15 protein-coding genes and 1 pseudogene are annotated in these 20711 nt (G+C 70.9%); 8 read left to right on the top strand and 8 right to left on the bottom strand.

The window, feature by feature from the left end:
• Window positions 1–106 precede the first annotated feature (106 nt).
• Window positions 107–487: an MmcQ/YjbR family DNA-binding protein gene (locus JEQ17_RS08900; RefSeq protein WP_200394720.1), complete on the bottom strand. Its 381-nt coding sequence runs from the start codon at window positions 485–487 to the stop codon at window positions 107–109.
• 112 nt (window positions 488–599) lie between these two features.
• Here JEQ17_RS08900 and JEQ17_RS08905 point away from each other — a divergent pair.
• Window positions 600–1789 (top strand): annotated as a pseudogene (locus tag JEQ17_RS08905) (saccharopine dehydrogenase family protein).
• A gap of 243 nt (window positions 1790–2032) precedes the next feature.
• On the opposite strand, the gene mmpA reads toward JEQ17_RS08905, so the two are convergent.
• The 3 genes from mmpA to JEQ17_RS08920 all read right to left on the bottom strand — a co-directional run bounded on the left by mmpA (window position 2033) and on the right by JEQ17_RS08920 (window position 4125).
• The gene (mmpA, locus tag JEQ17_RS08910; protein WP_169801948.1) at window positions 2033–2179 is read right to left on the bottom strand and encodes a morphogenic membrane protein MmpA; all 147 of its coding nucleotides are present in this window, start codon (window positions 2177–2179) and stop codon (window positions 2033–2035) included.
• A gap of 103 nt (window positions 2180–2282) precedes the next feature.
• Complete coding sequence (locus tag JEQ17_RS08915; protein WP_200394721.1) at window positions 2283–2987, bottom strand: endonuclease V; 705 nt, start codon at window positions 2985–2987, stop codon at window positions 2283–2285.
• A gap of 76 nt (window positions 2988–3063) precedes the next feature.
• Window positions 3064–4125 carry a WD40/YVTN/BNR-like repeat-containing protein gene (locus JEQ17_RS08920; protein ID WP_200401388.1) on the bottom strand — a complete coding sequence of 354 codons (1062 nt, stop codon included), beginning with the start codon at window positions 4123–4125 and terminating at the stop codon, window positions 3064–3066.
• 295 nt (window positions 4126–4420) lie between these two features.
• On the opposite strand from JEQ17_RS08920, the gene ssgD reads away from it, so the two are divergent.
• Window positions 4421–4837: a spore wall synthesis regulator SsgD gene (ssgD, locus tag JEQ17_RS08925; protein ID WP_055614704.1), complete on the top strand. Its 417-nt coding sequence runs from the start codon at window positions 4421–4423 to the stop codon at window positions 4835–4837.
• Between the two features lie 15 nt (window positions 4838–4852).
• Here the strand turns inward: ssgD and JEQ17_RS08930 are convergent, their stop codons facing one another.
• A complete protein-coding gene (locus tag JEQ17_RS08930) occupies window positions 4853–5695 on the bottom strand; it encodes an isocitrate lyase/PEP mutase family protein (RefSeq protein ID WP_200394722.1) in 843 nt (280 codons plus the stop codon).
• 156 nt (window positions 5696–5851) lie between these two features.
• The gene (locus tag JEQ17_RS08935; RefSeq protein WP_200394723.1) at window positions 5852–6520 is read right to left on the bottom strand and encodes a GOLPH3/VPS74 family protein; all 669 of its coding nucleotides are present in this window, start codon (window positions 6518–6520) and stop codon (window positions 5852–5854) included.
• Between the two features lie 322 nt (window positions 6521–6842).
• Here JEQ17_RS08935 and JEQ17_RS08940 point away from each other — a divergent pair, with 322 nt between their 5' ends.
• The 4 genes from JEQ17_RS08940 to JEQ17_RS08955 all read left to right on the top strand — a co-directional run bounded on the left by JEQ17_RS08940 (window position 6843) and on the right by JEQ17_RS08955 (window position 13027).
• Window positions 6843–8474 carry an ABC-F family ATP-binding cassette domain-containing protein gene (locus JEQ17_RS08940; protein WP_200394724.1) on the top strand — a complete coding sequence of 544 codons (1632 nt, stop codon included), beginning with the start codon at window positions 6843–6845 and terminating at the stop codon, window positions 8472–8474.
• Between the two features lie 10 nt (window positions 8475–8484).
• Window positions 8485–10866: an ATP-binding cassette domain-containing protein gene (locus tag JEQ17_RS08945; protein ID WP_200394725.1), complete on the top strand. Its 2382-nt coding sequence runs from the start codon at window positions 8485–8487 to the stop codon at window positions 10864–10866.
• 187 nt (window positions 10867–11053) lie between these two features.
• On the top strand, window positions 11054–11830 hold the full coding sequence (ddaH, locus tag JEQ17_RS08950; RefSeq protein WP_200394726.1) for a dimethylargininase: 777 nt from the start codon (window positions 11054–11056) through the stop codon (window positions 11828–11830).
• A 216-nt stretch (window positions 11831–12046) separates the two neighbouring features.
• Window positions 12047–13027, top strand: coding sequence for an acyl-ACP desaturase (locus tag JEQ17_RS08955; protein WP_200394727.1), 981 nt, complete (start codon window positions 12047–12049; stop codon window positions 13025–13027).
• Between the two features lie 111 nt (window positions 13028–13138).
• Here the strand turns inward: JEQ17_RS08955 and JEQ17_RS08960 are convergent, their stop codons facing one another.
• Entirely contained in the window at window positions 13139–16558 is a 3420-nt protein-coding gene (locus JEQ17_RS08960; protein ID WP_234048122.1) for a hypothetical protein, read from the bottom strand.
• A 156-nt stretch (window positions 16559–16714) separates the two neighbouring features.
• Between JEQ17_RS08960 and JEQ17_RS08965 the strand changes: the two genes are divergently transcribed.
• Entirely contained in the window at window positions 16715–19186 is a 2472-nt protein-coding gene (locus tag JEQ17_RS08965; RefSeq protein ID WP_200394728.1) for a glucosidase family protein, read from the top strand.
• Between the two features lie 12 nt (window positions 19187–19198).
• Here the strand turns inward: JEQ17_RS08965 and JEQ17_RS08970 are convergent, their stop codons facing one another.
• Window positions 19199–19465, bottom strand: a complete 267-nt coding sequence (locus tag JEQ17_RS08970) for a WhiB family transcriptional regulator (protein WP_186001068.1) — start codon at window positions 19463–19465, stop codon at window positions 19199–19201.
• A gap of 315 nt (window positions 19466–19780) precedes the next feature.
• On the opposite strand from JEQ17_RS08970, the gene JEQ17_RS08975 reads away from it, so the two are divergent.
• On the top strand, window positions 19781–20569 hold the full coding sequence (locus JEQ17_RS08975) for a VOC family protein (protein WP_200394729.1): 789 nt from the start codon (window positions 19781–19783) through the stop codon (window positions 20567–20569).
• The last annotated feature ends 142 nt before the right edge of the window (window positions 20570–20711 follow it).

Below are 20711 nucleotides of genomic sequence, written 5' to 3' on the forward strand. Positions count from 1 at the left end.
ACTGTGACACACCTGATGTAACATCAGCGATGTTAAGAACGTGTTCCACTCCGCACAAGCCCTGGCGAGCAAGCGCTTAGTAGATTCTGGAAGCCAACCAGGAGCTTCAGCGCGCGTCCAGCTCCGCTATGAGCCTCTTTGGCGCGATGGTGCGGTAGCTCTCCTCGACCCAGTCGCACAGCAGCTCCGCGGCCGGGGCGCCCTTCTCCTCCAGCGGGACCCTCACCCAGCCCGCCTTGCCCAGGCCGTAGCGGGCGGGCTCCGCGCCCGGTGAGGACAGCGCGTGGGCGTGCGCCACCTCGTCCCTGAGCTTCACGGTGACGCCCAGCGGATAGCTGCCGTCGTCGACACCGAGGAACACGAACACCTTCTTGTTGACCTTCGCGACGCTCTCGCCCCAGGGGAACTCCTCGACCGCGCCCGGCAGTCCGAGGGCGAACTCTCGTACTTTCTCCCACTTCTTCAGGGCGGTCTTCGTCGGGGCCACGGCTGCCTCCGGTCCTTTTCGGCCCCGCGCACGGGGTCCTGGTTCGGCTCCTCGTACCTCACGCTAGCCTCAGCCACCGACAACGGCGCGGGCTGGACGGCTGAGAGGTGCCATGAGCAGGCAGGACAGGACTGAGCGCGCGTACGACATCGTGCTCTTCGGGGCCACGGGGTTCGTCGGCGTGCTCACGGCGGAGTATCTCGCCGCGCACGCTCCGGAGGGGCTGCGGTGGGCGATCGCGGCCCGTGACACCACGAAGCTGGAACGGCTGCGGGAGCGTCTGACGTCGATCGACCCGGCCTGCGCGGAGCTGCCGCTGCTGCGGGCCGATGTCGCCGATCCGGCGTCCGTGCGGGAACTCGCGGAGCACGCGCGCGTGGTGGCCACGACCGTCGGGCCCTACCTGACGTACGGCGAGGACCTGGTCGCCGCCTGCGCGGAGGCCGGTACCGACTACCTGGACCTCTGCGGCGAGTCCGAGTTCGTGGACCTCATGTACGTGCGGCACGACGCACGCGCGCGTGAGACCGGCGCACGGCTGGTGCACGCCGCCGGCTTCGACTCGGTCCCCCACGACCTCGGCGCCTACTTCACCGTGCGTCAACTGCCCGAAGGGGTGCCGCTGACCGTGGACGGGTTCGTACGCGCCGGGGGCATGTTCTCGGGCGGCACCTTCGCCTCCGCCCTCAACCAGATGTCACGCGGGCGGCACATGCTCGCTGCGGCGCGGGACCGCAAGCGGCACGAGCCCCGGCTGGTGGGACGGCGGGCGTACGCGCCGTCGAGCGCTCCTCGGTACGCCAAGGAGGTCGGGGCCTGGGCGTTGCCCCTGCCCACGATCGACGCGCAGATCGTGCAGCGGTCCGCGCGGGCGCTGGAGCGGTACGGGCCCGATTTCCGCTACCGGCACTACGCGGCCGTCGAGACACTGCCGTTCGCTGTGGGCGGGGTGGCGGGGGCCGGGGCGGTCGTCGCGGCGGCCCAGGTGCCGCCGGTACGGCGGTGGCTGTCCAACCGGCTCAAGCCGGGTGACGGGCCCAGCGAGGCGAAGCGGGCGGAGAGTTGGTTCTCCGTGCGGTTCGTCGGCGAAGGGGTGGGCGGCGGGTGTTCACGGAGGTCTCCGGTGGGGATCCCGGGTACGGGGACACCGCGAAGATGTTGGCCGAGTCCGCGTTGTGTCTTGCGTTCGATGAGCTGCCCTCGACTTCTGGGCAGGTGACGACTGCTGTTGCCATGGGGGATTCGCTGATTGAGCGGCTTCGAGGGGCCGGGATCATTTTTCGGGTGGCTGCGACTCGGTAGTGCTCCGCAGGTTCGTTGTGGCTGGTCGCGCAGTTCCCCACGCCCCTAAGAACCCTGAAGAAGGGGCGCTGTACTGGGCCCCCACCACCACAGGAGTGCACTTGAGCCGCTCGATCGATGTCCTCGTTCTCGGCGGTGCCGGGGTCGAACCATCGTGTACGTGCCCTCGTTGCCGCCGCCGGGGCCCACGCGTGCACGGTGCCGTCCACACGGGCCCATGTCATCGGCGCCCGGAGGAACTGCTCAGAGCGGCCACCCCATGACCGTGTAGATCATCCCGGCTATCCAGGCGACACCGGCGAGGACGGCGAGGAGCAGTCCGGCCATCACGGCCCGCTCGACGGGCTGGGTGGGGCTGGTGGCGGGCTTCGGGGCACGGTGTGTCGTCATGCGTCACAGCCTGCCGATCATGGCGGGGGCCCGGCATCCGTACGGATACTCAGAACCGGTACTCAGAACGCGTACTCAGCGGCCGGGGCCGAGTACTCGTCACTCAGAGGGCCGTCCCAGTGGCCGTCGCCTTCAACGCCCGTCGGCACAGGGCGTCCGCGTGCCTGGTCGTCTCCGGTTGGCGGAAGCGCGGCGCGAGGTGGAGGGTGTGGGCGCAGGCGGTGTCCAGGGTCACCCGGTGGCCGACGGAGACGAACACCGGCTTGACGCCCGCCTGGGTGCGCAGTGCCCGGCCGACCTCCTCCTCGCCCGCGAGCAGCGGTGAGGCGGATCCGCGCGGGGCGCCCGGCTCCTCGTACGTGAAGGTGAACGGGTTCTTGGCGACCCCGATCGTCGGCAGGCCGGTGAGGACGCCGAGGTGGCTGGCGAGGCCGAAGCGGCGGGGGTGGGCGAGGCCGTAGCCGTCGCAGACGACCAGGCCGGGTGCGCACGGCAGCGCTTCGAGGGCGGCCAGGACGGCCGGGATCTCCCGGAAGGCCAGCAGCCCGGGGACGTACGGGAACGGCACCTGGCCCACGGCCGTGGACTCGGCGACCACGTCGAGCGTCGACGCGTCGAGCACGACGGCCGCGGCCACGACGACATCGCGCTCGTCGTCGTACGCCACGTCGACCCCGGTCACCCGGCCGGTTCCCGGCAGCGGCCCGGGCTCGTCGAGGACCACCCGTCCCCGCAACTCGTCCTGCACGGCCCGGGCCCGGTCCTCGGTGGCGGGCCAGCCCGCGGGGATGCGTACGGTCGTCGTCATGATGTGACGAGCGTACGGCCCCGCGGCCGACGGCCACTTGCCACTTTTCGCGCCCGTTCTCCCGGGGGATCGCTGTTCAGCGCTCCAGGCGGGCCACCCGGCCCTTCTCGCCGGAGGCCCAGCAGGCCCGGTCGGGTGTGCAGTCCACGGTGTCGTACGAGCCGGTGTCCAGGGTGCGCCAGGTGCGGCCGCCGTCCGTGGTGAGGTCGGTGCCGGTGGGGCCGACCGCGAGGGCGGACGTGCGGCTGTGCGGGAGCCAGGTGACGCCCGAGCGGTAGGCGGGCGGCGGTGTGCCGGCCGTGGTCCAGGTGCGGCCGCCGTCGCGGCTGGTCGCTGCCGCCTGCGGGGAGGCCTGGTCGGCGCGGTAGTCGCCGCCGACGGCGATGCCGTGCGTCCGGTCGCGGAAGGCGACGGCGAAGACGCCGCGCGCCGGGTCGCCCGCCGGGATCGGGGTGTCGGTGGCCGTCCAGGTCAGGCCCCGGTCGGAGGAGTGCAGCACACGCGCGCGTGCAGCCCCGCCGGTGGCCAGCCACACGTCCCGCGGCCCCGAGCTGACCAGGCACTGCCCGCTGGCCGCGAAGCCCGCCTCGCCGGTCTGGGCCGCGGGCATGCCAGCGCTCGGCAGGACCTTCCAGGAGCGGCCGCCGTCACGCGTCGACAGGATGCGGAACTTGCCGTCCACCGGGTCGCTCATGGCCAGGCCGTGGCGGCTGTCGAAGAAGGTGATGCAGTCGTAGAAGGCCTTGGCTTCGGTGTTGCGGAACGACTCGGTCCAGGTCGCCCCGCCGTCCTCGGTCCGGAAGACCCGGGACGCCTCGCCCTCGCCGATGGCCAGCACCACGGCACGCATGCTGTCGAAGGCCTCGATGTCCCGGAACTCCAACTCGGCGGCTCCCGGCGGCGATACGTTCCGCCAGTTCCTGCCGCCGTCGGCCGTGCGCAGCACGGTGCCCTTGGACCCGGCCAGCCAGGCGGTGTTCCGGCTGACGGCGGAGAGCCCGCGGAAGCGGACGTCCGTGCCGCTGTCCTTCAGCTCCCAGTGCGGTGGCTTCCCGCCACCGGATCCCTGGTCGTGTGCCTGTGCGGGTGCCGAGAGCGTGGCGGCAAGTGCGAGTCCGCACACCCCCGCGGTCACCAGCCGCCTCGTGGATCCCGTACGCCCTGTGAATCCCGTAAGTCTCGTGCGTCGCGTCTTCCCCAAGCCCCTCATGGCGGGCGAAGCTAGCCCACTCCCCCAGTGGCGTCCAGATGCCCCGGAAGGGATCGGCGGTCACTTCAGGAATCTTTGATCACTTCCGTGATTGAAAGGCGGTGACGGAGGTCACTCGAATTTCATGCGTTTTAGTGCGCACGGATTGGCCGGTTCGAGCGTCTCTACAAGTGCCCGGCTCATCCGTCCACCGTTCGTCCAGCCGTCACAAGGGAGCAAGGCGTTGTCCACCGTCATCGAGCAGCCCGTAGAGGCCCGTCTCGTCGCCGCGGCTCCGCGGATGCCGAGCATTCCCGCAACACTCCGATACGACCCGCACGACCCCTTCGCCGTCCGCATGTCCTTCCCGGCCCCGGCCACGCTCGAAGGCGTGGACGTGATCTGGACCTTCGCCCGCGAACTCCTCGCCTCGGGCCTGGAGGAGCCGGTGGGACGCGGGGACGTCCGCGTGCGGCCGTACGGGTACGACCGCATCGTCCTGGAGTTCCACGCCCCGGAGGGCACCGCCGTGGTCCACGTCCGCACGGGCGAGCTGCGGCGCTTCCTGGAGAGTACGACCCAGGTCGTGCCCTTCGGTCTCGAACATCTGCACCAGGATCTGGACCAGCAGCTCGCCGAGTTGCTGCGGGACGCCTGCTGACCCCTTCCGGAGAGGTCAGCGCCCCTTCCCCAGCAGGGTGTTGAGCTCGCCGTAGTCGAGTCCGCCGGCCAGCGACTCGTACGTTCCCGTGTCCAGCAGCTCCCGCGCGGCACGGCGGACAAGCGCGTGTGCGGCCTGCGCGATTCCCGAGCCGACGCTGATCCGGGCGACGCCGAGTGAGGACAGCTCGGCGACGGACGGGGCGCCGGGGCCGGCCATCACGTTGAGCGGGCCGTCCACGCCCTCGGCCAGAGCCTTGACGGTGACCGGGTCGACGGGACCGGGCACGAAGACTCCGTCGGCCCCGGCGGCGAGGAAGGCGGCGGCGCGCTCCAGGGTGGCGGCCAGGTCTCCGGCTCCCCGCAGATACGTGTCGATGCGGGCGTTGACGAACAGCGGTACCCCGGCCGAGTCGGCGGCCTCCCGGGCGGCCGCGATCCGCTCGGCCTGCTCGGCGACCGACCGCAGGGCCTCACCGCCCCTGCGCGCCTGGTCCGGCCCGTACAGGGCGTCCTCGATGTTCACGCCCACCGCGCCGGCCGCCAGCACCGCGCGGACCGTGTCGCCGACGCCCTGGGCGTCCTCGGCGTAGCCGGTCTCGATGTCGGCGCTCACCGGCACCCGGACGGCGGCCGCGATGAGCCCGACGGCCTCGAGTGCGCGGTCCCGGTCGAGACGGTCGCCGTCGGCGGCGCCCAGGTCCCAGGCCAGGCCCGCACTGGTGGTCGCGACGGCAAGGGCTCCCGCCTCCTCGACGACACGGGCGCTCACGGTGTCCCAGGCGTTGGCGAGGACGAGGGGCCGGCCGGGGATGTGCAGCTCGCGGAAGGTCAGGGCCTGTGCACGGAGATCTGTCATACGGACGAGCCAACCACCGGGGCGGCCGGCTTGGCTGGCAGGAATCCGACACGTACGTGGGCCGCCCCGGCGGACCTCACGGCCCCGACCGGGCTCCCACCACACCACTCACCCGGACGGGGCCGGCTCCCGGGCAACCCCGACCGCTCCTGCCCCTCAGCTCCCGGGCACGCCCGTAGTCGTCATCACCAGGGTCACCGCCGAACGCACCTCCTGGACCGCCTTCTTCAAGGCGGGAGTCGTCGCCCCGCTGCGTTCGGCCAGGTCCTCGATCCGCTGCTTGTACTGCCGCTGTTCCTTGCCCGACAGCAGGGTGCGCAGCTCGGCCCCGGCGGCGAGGGCGACGAGCGCCGCGTCGTGCTCGGGCACGTCCTCGACGGGCGTCGGCCCCTCCAGTACCTCCCGGGCCTCCTCGCGCAGCCTGTCCACGACGGCGACGCGGTCGATCTCGTACTCCACGGACGGGAACACCCCGAGCACCCGTGTCTTCTCCGCGCGCAGGTATCCGTCGGCGGCGAGCTGCGCCCGTACGGCGTCCAGGGTGACGCGGGCCCGAAGGCTCACCCAGGTCTTCCACCTGTGCGGGCGGGACTCCTCGACCAGTTCCAGGAGCCCGTCGAGGACGGGGTCGCCGGTCTGGGCGTCGGGGTCGGTGGGCGTGGCGATGCCGTCCACGTCGGCGAGCAGCCCGCGCTGTGCCAGCTCGGTGAGGGCACCGGCCCGGACGATATGGGGGAGGTGGGCGGCGTCGGTGACCTTCAGCTTCGTGGTGTCCCAGGCCAGCAGGTAGAGCCGGGCGGGCAACGAGAGGGAACCGTCGGGCACGGGGTCTCCTTGGTGCGGTCGAGGTGGGGGCTCACGTTAATTCGTTGACAGCCGTGAGAGCCCTTCGTACGGTGTATGACGGTTCTGTTGTCGCCGATTGGAGAAGGACGTTGCTCGTCTGAGGTCCTGAGACACCTCGTCACACATGTATTCGTGTGTGCGCAGCGTGCGACCTCGGCATTCGAGCCGTCCTCCCGGAACAGGGCCTTCCCCTTTCCTCCCAGGATGCCTTGAGGACCTCTGTCCGTCCTCCCGGCCGTCGTCGCCGCCCCTGTGTCTCGATACGCGTTGCCCTGACCGCATCAAGTACCGCGAGGCGCGTATGTCAACCTTCCCCACCTCCATCACCTGTACCTCCCTTTCCTTCGCCTGGCCGGACGGCACCCCCGTCTTCGACGATCTGCAGGTGGCCTTCGGACCCGGCAGGACCGGACTCGTCGGCGTCAACGGTTCGGGAAAATCAACCCTGTTGAAGCTGATCGCCGGGCAACTGACCCCGGCCGACGGCACCGTGCGTGTCGCGGGCGAGGTCGGCTACCTGCCGCAGAACGTCACCCTGGACACCGGTCTGCGGGTCGACGAGGCGCTGGACATCGCCGCCAAGCGGGCCGCGCTGCACGCCATCGAGGCGGGCGACGTGTCCGAGGCGCACTTCGACGTCGTGGGCGACGACTGGGACGTGGAGGAGCGAGCCGTCGCCACCCTCGGCGAACTCGGCCTCGGCCACATCGAGTTGGATCGCACCATCGGCGAGGTCTCGGGCGGCGAGTCGGTCCTGCTGCGGCTGGCCGCACTGCTGCTGCGCCGGCCCGACGTCCTCCTCCTCGACGAGCCCACCAACAACCTCGACCTGTACGCCCGCCGGCGGTTGCACGCGGCTGTCGAGGCCTGGTCGGGAGTCATGATCGTGGTCAGCCACGACCGTGAACTCCTGGAGCTGGTCGACCAGATCGCCGATCTGCGTTCCGGCGAGGTGACGTGGTACGGCGGCAACTACTCGATGTACGAGGAGGCGCTCGCCACCGAGCAGGACGCGGCCGAGCGGATGGTGCGCGTCGCCGAGTCCGATCTGAAGAAGCAGAAGCGTGAACTGGCCGACGCACAGGTCAAGTTGGCCCGGCGCAAGAAGTACGGCCAGAAGATGTTCGAGCAGAAGCGCGAGCCGAAGATCGTCATGGGTGCCCGCAAACGCGCCGCCCAGGAGTCCGCGGGCAAACACCGCATCATGCACGAGGAGAAGCTGGCCGAGGCCAAGGAGCGGCTCGACGAGGCCGTGGACGCCGTACGGGACGACGACGAGATCCGCGTCGACCTGCCGTACACGGCCGTGCCGCCGGGCCGTACCGTACTCACGCTCCTGGACCTGGAGTTGGCGTACGGCGCGAGCGTGGGCAACTTCGATCTGCGCGGGCCCGAGCGGGTCGCGCTGATCGGGCGCAACGGGTCGGGCAAGACGACCCTGCTGCGGACGATCGCCGGCGAGCTGGCGGCTGTCTCCGGCGAGGCGCGGGCGCATGTGCCCCTGCGTTTCCTGCCGCAGCGGCTCGACGTGCTCGACGACGAGCTGACGGTCGCCGAGAACGTGGCCCGCTTCTCGCCCGGCGCGACCAACAACCGGGTCCGGGCACGGCTGGCCCGCTTCCTGTTCCGGGGCGCGCGGGCCGACCAGCGGGCGGCGACGCTCTCCGGCGGCGAACGCTTCCGGGCGGCGCTGGCCGCGCTGATGCTCGCCGAGCCCGCGCCGCAGGTCCTGATGCTGGACGAGCCGACCAACAACCTCGACATGGCGAGCGTGCGGCAGCTCACCACGGCCCTGGAGTCGTACGAGGGAGCGCTGGTCGTGGCCAGCCACGACGTGCCGTTCCTGGAGTCGATCGGGATCACCCGCTGGCTGCTGCTGGAAGGAGGAGAACTCAGGGAAATCACGCCAGAAGCTGTCGGGTATCCCGGCTAGCTTCGGCGGTATGAGCCAGTTGACCACCGGTACACATCCGCCCGCCACCGGCCCTGACCAGCCCGTTTCCGGTACGCACTCGTTCATCGGGGTGGTCGGGGCCCGTGAGAACAACCTCCAGGACGTGACCCTGCGCATCCCGAAGAGCCGGCTGACGGTCTTCACCGGGGTGTCGGGGTCGGGGAAGTCGTCGGTCGTCTTCGACACGATCGCGGTCGAGTCGCAGCGCCAGCTGAACGAGACCTTCACCTGGTACGTCCGCAACCGGCTGCCGAAGTACGAGCGGCCGCACGCGGAGGCCATCGAGGATCTCTCGCCCGCGATCGTCGTCGACCAGAAACCGGTCGGCGGGCACTCCCGGTCGACGGTGGGCACGATGACGGACGTGTACTCGGTGATCCGGGTGCTGTTCTCGCGGCACGGCAGTCCGAGCGCGGGCCCGGCCACCGCGTACTCGTTCAACGATCCGTCGGGCATGTGCCCCGAGTGCGACGGCCTCGGGCGCACGGTCCGGCCCGACTGGGACCGCATCCTGGACCCGGACCTGTCCCTGGCGGACGGCGCGATCCGCTTCCCGCCGTTCGCCGCCGGGACCTGGCAGGGGCAGGGGTACACGAACACCACCGAACTCGACCCGCACAGGCCCGTACGCGAATTCACCACGGCCGAGCGGGAGTTCCTGCTGCGCGGGCGCCCCGGCAGCAAGGTCACCATCAGCGGCTCGGGCGGCACCTGGAGCACCGACTACGAAGGACTCGCCGACCGTTTCGAGCGGCTGTATCTCAAGCGGGACCTGTCCGCGCTCAGCCAGAAGACACGTGACCAGGTGCAGGGCTATATGACGGAGGGGCTCTGCCCCATGTGCCGGGGCGCTCGGCTGAACGAGGCGGCGCTCGCCACCCGGATCGGCACCGGGCCCGCCGGGCGGTCCGGCCTGTCCATCGCCGACTGCGCCCGGATGCAGATCAGCGACCTGATCCCCGTACTGAAGGACATCGACGACCCGGTCGCCACACCGGTCGCGGCCGCCGCCGTGGCCTCGCTGGAGCGGATCGAGGCGATCGGGCTCGGCTATCTCAGTCTGGACCGGGAGACCTCGACGCTGTCCGGCGGGGAGGGGCAGCGGCTGAAGATGGTCCGGCACCTCGGGTCGAGCCTGACCGGAATGACGTACATCTTCGACGAGCCGAGCGTCGGGCTGCACCCGCGTGACGTGGGGCGGCTCGGGGATCTGCTGCTGCGGCTGCGGGACAAGGGGAACACCGTGCTGGTCGTCGAGCACGACCCGGACGTCATCGCCCTCGCCGACCACATCGTCGACATGGGACCGCGGGCGGGAGCGGACGGCGGACGGGTCGTCTTCGAGGGGACGCCCGTCGAGCTGGCCTCGGCCGACACCCCGACGGGCCGCTGTCTGCGCCGCCGCACCGAGGTGAAACGGCGGACACGGACGGCCACCGGCGGGCTCTGGGTGAAGGGCGCCGGTCTGCACAACCTGCGGGACGTGACGGTCGAGTTCCCCACGGGGGTACTGACCGCGGTGACCGGTGTCGCCGGCTCGGGGAAGAGCACGCTCGTCTCGAAGGAGTTCACGGCCGCGCACCCGGACGCCGTGGTCGTCGACCAGTCGTCCATCGGCATCTCGGCGCGATCGACTCCGGCGACGTACCTCGGTGTCATGGACACCGTTCGGAAGATCTTCGCGCGGGAGACGGGCGTGGAGCCGGGCCTGTTCAGCTTCAACTCCGAGGGGGCGTGCGGGACTTGTCAGGGGCGCGGGGTCAGCTACACCGACCTCGCGTTCATGGACCCGGTGACCACGACCTGCCCCGACTGCGAGGGGCGGCGCTTCAAGGACGAGGTGCTGCGGCTGACCGTGGGCGGCAACTCCATCGTCGACGTACTGGAGATGACGGCAGATCAGGCCCTGGGCTTCTTCGAGGACCCGGGTGTACGACGCCGCCTGCGGGCTCTACGGGACGTGGGACTCACATATCTGACACTCGGTCAGCCACTCTCCACTCTCTCCGGCGGGGAACGCCAGCGCATCAAACTCGCGACCCGGCTCCACAGGACCGGAGCGGTGTACGTGCTCGACGAGCCGACCACCGGTCTGCACATGTCGGACGTCGACGGCCTGCTCGCCCTCCTGGACCGGCTGGTCGACGCGGGCAACACCGTCCTCGTCGTCGAACACAACCTCGATGTCGTCGCCCACGCCGACTGGGTCATCGACCTGGGGCCTGACGGCGGCAAGGAGGGTGGGCTGGTCGTCTTCGAGGGGACGCCCGGGCAGCTGCTGGAGGCGGAGGGGTCGTTCACGGCGGAGCACCTTCGGCGGTTCGTGGGGCAGGACTCCGCCGGGGCACTGACGGACATCACCAGGTCGTGACGGAGGGTGCGGGGCGGTGGGGGCTGGTCGCGCAGTTCCCGGCGCCCCTTCGGCGCGGAGCGCCTCGCGGATACGGACACACCCGCCACAATCCCCTCTCCAGCCCCGCACCCCGGGGGGCTGTTGCGACTCCGGCATGGGCTGCATGATGTGCGGGGACACACCCGGCCGAGACGGAGAAACGCACGTGCCCAGCCAGAAAGCCCTCATCCGCCGCCCGAGCCCCCGCCTGGCCGAGGGTCTGGTCACGCACATCGAGCGCACGAAGGTCGACGTCGAGCTGGCGGTCGAGCAGTGGGAGGCGTACGCGGAGGCGCTGCGTACGCACGGCTGGGAGACCGTCGAGGTGGAGCCCGCCGACGACTGCCCGGACTCCGTGTTCGTGGAGGACGCGGTGGTCGTCTACCGCAACGTGGCGCTGATCGGCCGCTCCGGCGCGGAGTCGCGGCGCGGTGAGACCGCCGGGGTCGAGCAGACCGTGGCGCGACTCGGCTGCTCGGTGAACTGGGTGTGGGAGCCGGGCACGCTCGACGGCGGCGACGTCCTGAAGGTCGGCGACACGATCTACGTCGGCCGGGGCGGACGGACCAACGGGGCCGGCATCCAGCAGCTGCGGGCCGCCTTCGAACCGCTGGGCGCCCGAGTCGTCGCCGTACCGGTGAGCAAGGTGCTGCATCTGAAGTCGGCGGTCACCGCGCTCCCGGACGGCACGGTCGTCGGGCACGAGCCGCTGGTGGACACCCCGTCGATCTTCCCGCGCTTCCTCGGGGTACCGGAGGAGTCCGGCGCCCATGTGGTGCTCCTGGGCGGCGGCAAGCTGCTGATGGCGGCCAGCGCACCCAAGACCGCCGAGCTGTACGCCGATCTCGGCCACGAGCCCGTCCTCGTCGACATCAGCGAGTTCGAGAAGCTCGAAGGCTGTGTGACATGCCTCTCGGTCCGACTCAGGGGGCTGTACGCCTGAACGACCGACGGGGACACCCGTTCGCCCCCTGGGACCTGCGGTGTCCGCCAGGTGGGCGATTCAAGGAAGCGGCTCTTGGTGATCTCCGGAGAGATCGTCCCTGATCAGGGCCCTTTACGTCGCGCTTAACCTACGGCATCGTAACCTACGGATACGTAGCCTACGATGCCGTAGGTTGTGTGAACGCTCAGCATTTACGTCCCCCCTGGAGCCCCCGTGACGATCACTTCTCCCCATCTCGGCAGCCCGTCCTCCGACTGGACCGACGCACGGCTGCTGTACGCGTTGGAAGAAGTGGTGGAGACCGAACTCAACCGTCATCTGAAGGTCGCCAAGGACTGGATGCCGCACGAGTACGTGCCCTGGTCCGACGCCCGCAACTTCCCCGGCATCTTCGAGGACGGCGAGGCCTGGGACAAGGAACAGTCCAAGGTCACCGAGCTCGGCCGAATCGCGCTGGTCGTGAACCTCCTCACCGAGGACAACCTGCCCAGCTACCACCACGAAATCGCTTCCCTCTTCGGCCGTGACGGCGCCTGGGGCACCTGGGTGCACCGCTGGACCGCCGAGGAGGGCCGCCACGGCATCGTGATGCGCGACTACCTGCTCGCGTCGCGCGCCGTGGACCCGGACAAGCTCGAAGAGTTCCGTATGCAGCACATGAGCGAGGGCTTCGAGTCGGACAACCGCCACTCGATGCTGCACTCCGTCGCGTACGTCGCATTCCAGGAGCTCGCGACCCGCGTATCGCACCGCAACACCGGCCACCAGTCGGGCGACCCCGTCTGTGACCGCATGCTGGCGCGCATCGCGACCGACGAGAACCTGCACATGGTCTTCTACCGCAACCTCCTCAAGGCCGCGTTCGAGCTCGCCCCCGACCTCACCATGCAGGCCGTGCGGGACGTCATCGTGCAGTTCCGGATGCCCGGACACGGCATGCCCGGCTTCGAGCGGGCCGCCGCGCAGATGGCGATCGGCGAGGTCTACAACATGCGGATCCACCACGACGACGTGCTGATGCCGGTGCTGCGTCACCTCAGGGTCCTGCAGATCGACGGTCTGGGCCCCGAGGGCCTCAAGGCCCAGGAAGAGCTCGGTCTCTACATGGGCGGGCTCGACGCCGAGGCCTCGAAGTTCGACGAGAAGCTCGCGGCTCGCAAGGCGCGGATGGCGGCGCGCGCCGCGGCCGTCTGACCGATTGGCTCGGGCGAGTCGTTCAACTGCGGCTCGTCGAGGGCTGAGCCCGCCCACGCGGCGGAGCCGCATATCGACACAGCCCCGCGCCCCTTCCGGGGCGCCCCCGACTCATTCGTACGCCGTCACCTTCGCCAGTGCCGCGTCGCGGACGTCGGGGTGTGGGTGGCGGCGCAGGGCTCGTAGCCGGGCCCGCCACGGAGGCGCCCAGCCCGTGCGGGTGCCGAGCGTGGCAGTGATCGCCGTGGCCAGCAGTCCCTCGCTGTGACCACCGTGGACAGTCAGCCGTTGGGCGGCGCCGAGCAGGATCTCGGCGTCGCCCTCCTGCGTCCGGCGGAGCCGGGCGGCGAGTTCCGTGGCGGTGCGCGCGGCGAGCGCAGGCCGTCCTGCCGTCAGCGCGGCCAGCCGGTCCAGGGCCGTGTCCACCCGCTCCGCCGCCGCGTCCAGGTCGAGATGGAACGCCGCGACGGTGGCGGCCTGCGGTACGAATCCGTCGTACCGCGCCAGCAGCTCACCGGCCCCGAGGGCCGCGTCCCGGATGGGCCCGGCGGCCGTCCTGGCCTGCTGGGCGAGCCGGTCGACGAGATGGTCGACGCGTTGGCGGGCCGGGCGGTCGCGACGGGGTGCGGCGTCGACGAGGGCGAGTTCCGCCGTCTCGGCATCGCTCCCGGCATCGGTCTCAGTCTCGAACTCGCCTTCGGACTCGGCCTCGGCTTCGGCCTCGGCCAGCACGCGCAGAGCTTCCCGCAGGCCTCTCGCTCCGTCGGCCGAGCCGGTCGCCGCGACCACCAGCCCTTCCGCCGCCGCCCGCCAGCTCGTGCGGTTCGACAGGTCCGCCGTGGCGGAGGCCAGGACGGTGGGGGCGTCCGGGGACCAGGGCGCCCAGTGGGACAGGGCACCGAAGGCGAGGGTCGCCGTCGCCGGGTCGTCGGTCGCGCACACATCACGGACGAGACGGGCGTACCTCGCGCGGTGCCGTTCCGGCAGGTCGAGGGGCGAGACGCGCAGGACGGCCGCCCGGAGCACGGGCTCAGCGCCCGCGGCATCGTGCAGGAGCGTCCAGACGGTCTCCTCGGTGAGCAGCGCGCCCGCGAAGGCGACACACGCGGCCCGGACGTCGAGGTGGGCACCTGGACGCTCGTACGCCTCGGTGAGGAGGCGCGCGGCCACCGGTATCGGGAGCCGGGCGGCGGCGAGGCGGGCGGCCTCCTTGCGGCTGGTCACCTTGGTGTCCGGGGCGAGCAGCACCTCGCGCAGCTGTCCCACGAGCCGCGACGGTGCCACGTGCCGGGATGCCCGGGTGGCCGCGTACACGGCGACGCGGGCCCGGTCGTCCCCGACGTGCGCGAGGAGTTCGGGCAGCACGTCGCCCGGCCGGTCGGTGTGGGCGAGCGCGCCGAGCGCGGCCTCCGCGAGCACGACGTCCGACGAGCCGGTCCAGTCGCGTACGAGTCCGACGCCGGCGCCCGGTATCCGCGCGCCCTGAGCGATGGCGGCCGCCCGCGCGTACGACGGCAGCCCGGCGTCGGCGGCCTGCTCGGCCAACTGCCCGGCCACAGCCTCCTGTTGGCGTGGCAGCCAGCGCCGTACGTCCTGGTCCACGGGTACGGTCCACGGGCTGCCCTTGGTGAGGAAACGCCCGTACGGAGGGGTGTCCGCGAGGAGCACGTCGAGGAGGTCGGTGCGGCGCCGGGTGATCACGTCCAGGACCGGCCACAGCGTTCCCGCCGAGGGTTCGAGGGAGAGGACGCGCGCGGCTCGTTCGTCGCGGGTGGCGGGCGGTTCCAGCCACAGCTCGACAGCGTCGCGTGCGGTGTCGTCGTTCCCGAACCGGACGGCCTGCCACAGAAGTTCCTGCAGCTCGGACATGCCGGCGGCGCGACGTCCCACGGCCCGGGCGAGAGCGAAGGCGAGGCTGTAGTCGGCCTTCTCCGCGCCCGCCTCGATCCACGGCCGCAGCGCGTCGTACACCTGGTGTTCCTGACCGCGCCGCAGCTTCGCGTCGAGTCGGCCGAGGTCGGCGCCTCCGGTGTTCCCGGAGATCCGGACGAGTGTGCGCAGCGCCCAGTTCACCAACTCCCGCGAACCGCCCGCCGCGTGCTCCCGCAGCACGGAGAGGGCGAGCTCGCTGAGATTGCCCCGGGTCTGGTGCGAGGAGTCGCGGGCCTCGACGGCGTCGGCGGCGATCCGGTCGAGGTGCGGCTCGGCGTCCTCGGTGAACAGTGCGGGCGGGGTGCGGGACACCGCGTACAGGGCGGGCAGCCGCACCGGTTCCTGCTCGTTGCGCAGCCTGGCCGTCTCCTCCAGTACGGAGGTGACGGCCGCGGGGTCGCTGGAGCGGGCGGCGTTGCGGATCAGCAACGGCCAGGCCGGCGCCCGGTCTTCGGCGGCGGGGCGGCGCGTGGCCTCGATGAGCCGCTCCCGTACCTCGGCGACGGGCAGGAAGGATTCCGCGAGCAGCACGGTGTCCCATGCCTCCCCTCGCTCGCGCGCCGCGGCGGCCATCCTTCGGGCCTCCTCGGCGACGCAACTGCGGGGCAGCGCCTCAAGGATGACCGCGTCCACGGCGGCGCCACCAGCGCCTCGGCCCGCGGTCGCCGCCGTGTAGAAGGTGTGACGGCGAGCGGGCGGCAGCGCCTGGAGGAGCGGCGCGAGGCCGCCCGACGCGGCCAGCATCCGCCCGTAGACGGCGAGTTCCTCCGCCTCGGATCGCGCGAGTCTGCGTTGCAGCGAGCGACTGCGGGTGCCGATGTAGGAGGGGAACCGGCCCGAGATCAGCAGCCGGAGCACTCGTTCCGGTGCGACGGCGGCGAACGCGCCCACCTGGTCGAGGAGTTGAGCCGGGATCCTGGAGGGTCCGAGACGCTCGACCAGGTCCAGCACCCGCAGTGGCTCGACGGCCACGGTGACGACGACGACCTCCGTGTACCGCTGCCACCAGGCGTCGCGCAGCGACTCCGGCAGGGCTGCCAACTCCCGTTCCGCCACGTCCAGCAGCGCGTTGGGGTGCCACCGGCCGAGGGACTTCGAGCCGTGTACGGCGTGCAGCAGCGAGGGCAGCAGCCGGGCGACCGTCTCCGGGGAACACCCGGGCAGCAGCCGAGCCGCCTCCGCGTCACCCCATTCCGACCGCAGCCCGTCGACGAGCCGGTCGGCCAGCACGGTGCGCCGGCCCGCGACGACGGCACGCAGCAGCTGACGACGTATCGTCTCGGGCGCGTCGGTGAGCGCCGACTCGTAGGCGGAGTCGGGCACTTGGAGACTGTCCGCGACGCGCAGCGCGTGTCCGCGCACGAAAGAGTCCGGATCGGCGATACGCGACGCGATCCACTCGGTGTCCCCGGCGACGGCCGCCGCGACGACAGCGAGCCCTCGCTCGTAGGCGCCACGCGTTTCGAGCTCGTCCAGCAGCGGACGCGACTCCTCCAATTCCCGTGTGCGAGCGGCGAGTTCGCGCATGCGCAAGGGGTACGGGAGTGGATCGAGGGCGTTCAGCAGGCTCTCGGCCTGGTGCCGCGGGGTGTGGACCATGGGGTGGATTGTGCCTGCCGGGGACCGTGGTGCGCGCCGATTTACCGATGCGGCCCACCGCGAAGCCGAAAGCCGCCCACCGCGCCTGCGCTGTCAGCCCTACGCATTTACGGGTCGCTCCCGCGGTGCAACGGTGCCCGCAGGGGGTGACACACCATGGCACAGACCCATGAGTGGATGTTCTACGAGGTCATGTGGCGCGGCTGGGCGGGCAGGGGGCAGGTTCCGTATCCCGTGCCCTGGTGGGCGCAGCAGGCCTTCCGGCGCTGGAGCGACGACTTCGACACCGGCACGTACGAGTCCAAGGAGGCGGCCTTCGCCTCCAACGCCCTGTACCGCTACTGGCACATGGTCGGCGTCAAGGACCATCGGCAGGAGTCGCTGATCGGTCAGGCCGGCGAGATCGAGCCGGTCTACGACAAGTACTGCCTCTCGTTCTTCCTCCACGACCCGGCGACGGGCACGCTGCGGCTGCCCCAGCTCCCGGACGGCGGAAGTGTCGAACAGCGCATGGAGGCACCGCACTTACCGGTCGTCCTCACGACCTTCCGTACGCCGGAGGGCGTGGAGTTCGTGCAGCGCACGTTCGCCACACCCGTCGGCGCGCGACAGCGGGACCTGGTCGTCTCGCGGGTGTCGGTGAGCAGCCCGACCGGGCAGCCGCGCGAGGGGCTGCTGTGTGCGGCGGTCATGCCTGCCGGGCCGAGCGGTTTCCAGCGGCACGACCGCAACGGCCGTCAGGTCACCGACCGGCGGCTGACCTATCTGCGTCATCTGCCGGACGAACAGCGCGTGGAGACCAACTCGGGCTGGGGGCCGGTCTTCGACACCCCGCCCGAGCAGTACGGCGTGTACGGCAACCCGGACTCCTCCTTCGACCCGGACGCGTATCTGGCGCACAGCCCGTTCCACGACCTGGTGACGGGCGGGAAGCTGAACGGCGCCCTGGACGCGCAGGACCAGGTGGCGGGGCTGTGCAGCGCCGTGTTCGCCTGGCCGTTCCGGGTCACCGCGGACGAGGTCTTCGAGCTCGACGTACGACTGCCCGTCGACCTGTACGCCGGGGCCGACGACCTGGCGGAGCTGAAGGGGACGCCGGCGACGGAACTGGAGTCGGCCAACCGTGACTTCTGGGCGGCGAAACTGCTGGGGCAGGGACTCCAGCCGCAACTACCTTCCCCTGTAACTCATCTGACGGACCTGTTCCGCCAGTCGCGGTCGCAGCTGCTGATCCTCTCCGACCACGGCGAGATCCATCCGGGCCCGACGGTCTACGACTCCTTCTGGATCCGCGACTCCTCGGTGGAGGCCACGGCCTGCTCACTCGTCGGCGATTCGGCGCTTGCCGAGCACCAGTTGGGCACGCACTACCCACTGCGGTTCAACCGCGGCGACGGCCGAATCGGCCCCTGCGCCGAGTACGGCTTCTACGGCGGCCCGCACGAGAAGGACGACCGCGAGTGGGACAGCAACGGCCAGGCGCTGTGGGCCATCGGCCGGTTCGACCGCACCACCGGCCGACAGGCCGCGTTCGGGGCGAAGTTGTACGTCCCGTACGTGCGCGACGCGGCCCGCTGGCTCCGCGACAACCGTGACGGGCACGGGCTGCTGCACAGCGGCTGGAGCGCCGAGCACCTCGGTGAACGCGACAAGCCGCACTACTGGGACGACCTCTGGGGCCTCGCCGGACTGTACGAGGCAGCGCGCCTCGCGGAGCGGATCGACGCACCGGAAGTACCCGAATTCTGGGCAGCCTTCGACGACTTGAAGCGGGCCACCGGGGACTCCATCCGCTGGGTGCTGGCCGAGCAGCGCGCTCGCGGCGCCTGGGAGACGTACATCCCGACCGGGCCCGCCGACGTCGGCCGGCTCGACTCCACGATGATCGGCACGGCCGCCTACTTCCACCCGCTGCGCCTGCACATGGGCAGCAAGCTGGGCGAGGAGGTCGACCGGGCCGCCCGCCTCACCCTGGACACGATGTACGCGCACTTCGTCACCGGCGGCTTTCGCCACGAGGCGGCCTGGAACGCGTACGGGCCCTATCTGACACTGCAGTTGGCGCACGCGTACCTGCTCGCGGGCGATCCCGCCCGGATGGACGCGCTGCTCGGCTGGACGGTCGGCGCGGGCTTCCCCCGAACGGCGGACCGGGTGGCGGCACTTGGCGCGTGGAACGAGCAGCACGCGTTCCCAATTGCCTCGGACTTCGCCGAAGTCCCGTACCGGCCCTGGTACATGGGCGACATCCCGCACGGCTGGGCGGCGGCCGAGTATCTGCTGCTGATCCGCGACATCCTCTTCTTCGAGGCGGACGAGGACCGCGATCCGCATCTCTACATCGCGCCGGGCATACGTCCGCACTGGGTACCGGCGAACGAACAGGTCGCGGTGAAGGCGGCGCCCACGCTCTTCGGGGATCCGTTCGGGTACCGGCTCGCGCACGATCCGGCCGGGCGAACGGTGACCGTCGACATCACGGAGGCTCCGGACGGGGTGCGGTTCGTTTATCCGTGCCGGTTCGGCCGGGTGCGGGCGGCGTCCGCCGACGGACGGGAGCTGGAGGTGACGGGCCAGGACGTGCGGGTACCGGCCGGGACGGAGAGGTTCACCGTGTCGTACGAGTGACCGGCGCCGCCGTCAGTACTGCTGCTGGTGCTGCTGGTCCTGTGTGCGACGGAGGCTGAGCCGCTCCTTCTCGGACAGGCCGCCCCAGACGCCGAAGCGTTCGTCGTGGTCGAGCGCGTATTCGAGGCAGGCGGAGCGTATCTCGCACAGTCCGCAGATGCGCTTCGCCTCACGCACCGAGCTGCCCGGCTCGGGAAAGAAGAACTCGGATCCGGTCTGGGCGCACAGTGCCTGTTCCTGCCAGGAGAGGTCGGGCGCGGCAATGGTGTCGTTGTGCATGCCCAGGATCGTGCCGCGAACCGAAAAACGTTCGATCAACGCCGGATCAATGCCAGCCCCTGACCCCATCGTGCCGCCGAGAGCCAACCGCTGGCACGGCGGCGCGCCCCAAAGGGGCGCGGGGAACTGCGCGACAAGCCCCCACCGGCCGGCACGAACCCACAACCGCAAGCACCCACCACAAACAGCGAGCACGGAACTACCAAGGGTAACCACTACCCCACCAAGCCCAGCGGCAGCGCTCCGGCAGCGATTGTCAGTGCGCAGTGCCAGACTCGGCAGTGCAGGCAACGGGACCCCTCAAAGGAGGGCAACATGCTCACCACCCGTTTCGTCACCGGCGCCCCGAACTGGGTCGATCTCGGCACGAGCGACATCGACGGCGCCACATCCTTCTACAACGGCCTCTTCGGCTGGGACTTCCGGTCGGCGGGACCGGAAGCCGGCGGTTACGGCTTCTTCCAACTGGCGGGGAAGACCGCCGCCGGCGGCATGCAGACCTCTCCCGAGCAGGGCCCACCGTCCTGGAACGTGTTTTTCCAGACGCCGGACGCCGACGCCACCGCCAAGGCCGTGGAGCAGACCGGCGGCACCGTACTGATGGCGCCCGACGACGTCATGAAGGAGGGCCGCCTGGCCGTCTTCAGCGACAAGGCGGGCGTCTCCTTCGGCGTCTGGCAGCCGGGTCAGCTGCGCGGTATCGACATCGCGGGCGACCCGGGCTCCTTGTGCTGGGTCGAGCTCTACACACCGGACATCGCCGCAGCGGCCGCGTTCTACAACTCCGTACTGGGCCTGGAGACCTCCGCCATGCCGTTCCCCGGCGGCACCTACACATGCGTGAATCCCGCGGAGGGCGGCGAGGATTCCATGTTCGGCGGAGTCGTCCCGCTGGCCGACGACCCGACGGAGCGGGAGGCGGGGGCCTACTGGCTGCCGTACTTCGAAGTCACGGACACCGATGCCGTGGTCGCCAAGGCCGAGGAGCTGGGCGGCACGGTCCGGATGCCCGCCACGTCCGTGGAGGGCGTCGGCCGCATGGCCAAGCTCGCCGACCCGTACGGCGCGCGCTTCGCGGTGATCAAGAGCGAACCGCAGAGCTGACCCCACAACTGACGACAAGACAGACAGCCAGCAAGGCTGGCAACAGGGCAGCCAGCAGGGCGGACGGTGGCCGGGTCCCCTCGATCGGGGCTCGGCCACCGCGCCGTCAACTTCTGAACGCAAGCAGATTTCGAGAGCGCTC

Source organism: Streptomyces liliifuscus (genome assembly GCF_016598615.1).
GTDB classification, from domain to species: Bacteria; Actinomycetota; Actinomycetes; order Streptomycetales; family Streptomycetaceae; genus Streptomyces; species Streptomyces liliifuscus.

What these genes read in the sequence shown, in the direction of transcription:
- mmpA (WP_169801948.1), bottom strand. Translation starts at nt 2,179, where the DNA reads ATGACGACACACCGTGCCCCGAAGCCCGCCACCAGCCCCACCCAGCCC.
- JEQ17_RS08915 (WP_200394721.1), bottom strand. Translation starts at nt 2,987, where the DNA reads ATGACGACGACCGTACGCATCCCCGCGGGCTGGCCCGCCACCGAGGAC.
- JEQ17_RS08930 (WP_200394722.1), bottom strand. Translation starts at nt 5,695, where the DNA reads ATGACAGATCTCCGTGCACAGGCCCTGACCTTCCGCGAGCTGCACATC.
- JEQ17_RS08940 (WP_200394724.1), top strand. Translation starts at nt 6,843, where the DNA reads ATGTCAACCTTCCCCACCTCCATCACCTGTACCTCCCTTTCCTTCGCC.
- JEQ17_RS08945 (WP_200394725.1), top strand. Translation starts at nt 8,485, where the DNA reads ATGAGCCAGTTGACCACCGGTACACATCCGCCCGCCACCGGCCCTGAC.
- JEQ17_RS08960 (WP_234048122.1), bottom strand. Translation starts at nt 16,558, where the DNA reads ATGGTCCACACCCCGCGGCACCAGGCCGAGAGCCTGCTGAACGCCCTC.
- JEQ17_RS08965 (WP_200394728.1), top strand. Translation starts at nt 16,715, where the DNA reads ATGGCACAGACCCATGAGTGGATGTTCTACGAGGTCATGTGGCGCGGC.
- JEQ17_RS08970 (WP_186001068.1), bottom strand. Translation starts at nt 19,465, where the DNA reads ATGCACAACGACACCATTGCCGCGCCCGACCTCTCCTGGCAGGAACAG.
- JEQ17_RS08975 (WP_200394729.1), top strand. Translation starts at nt 19,781, where the DNA reads ATGCTCACCACCCGTTTCGTCACCGGCGCCCCGAACTGGGTCGATCTC.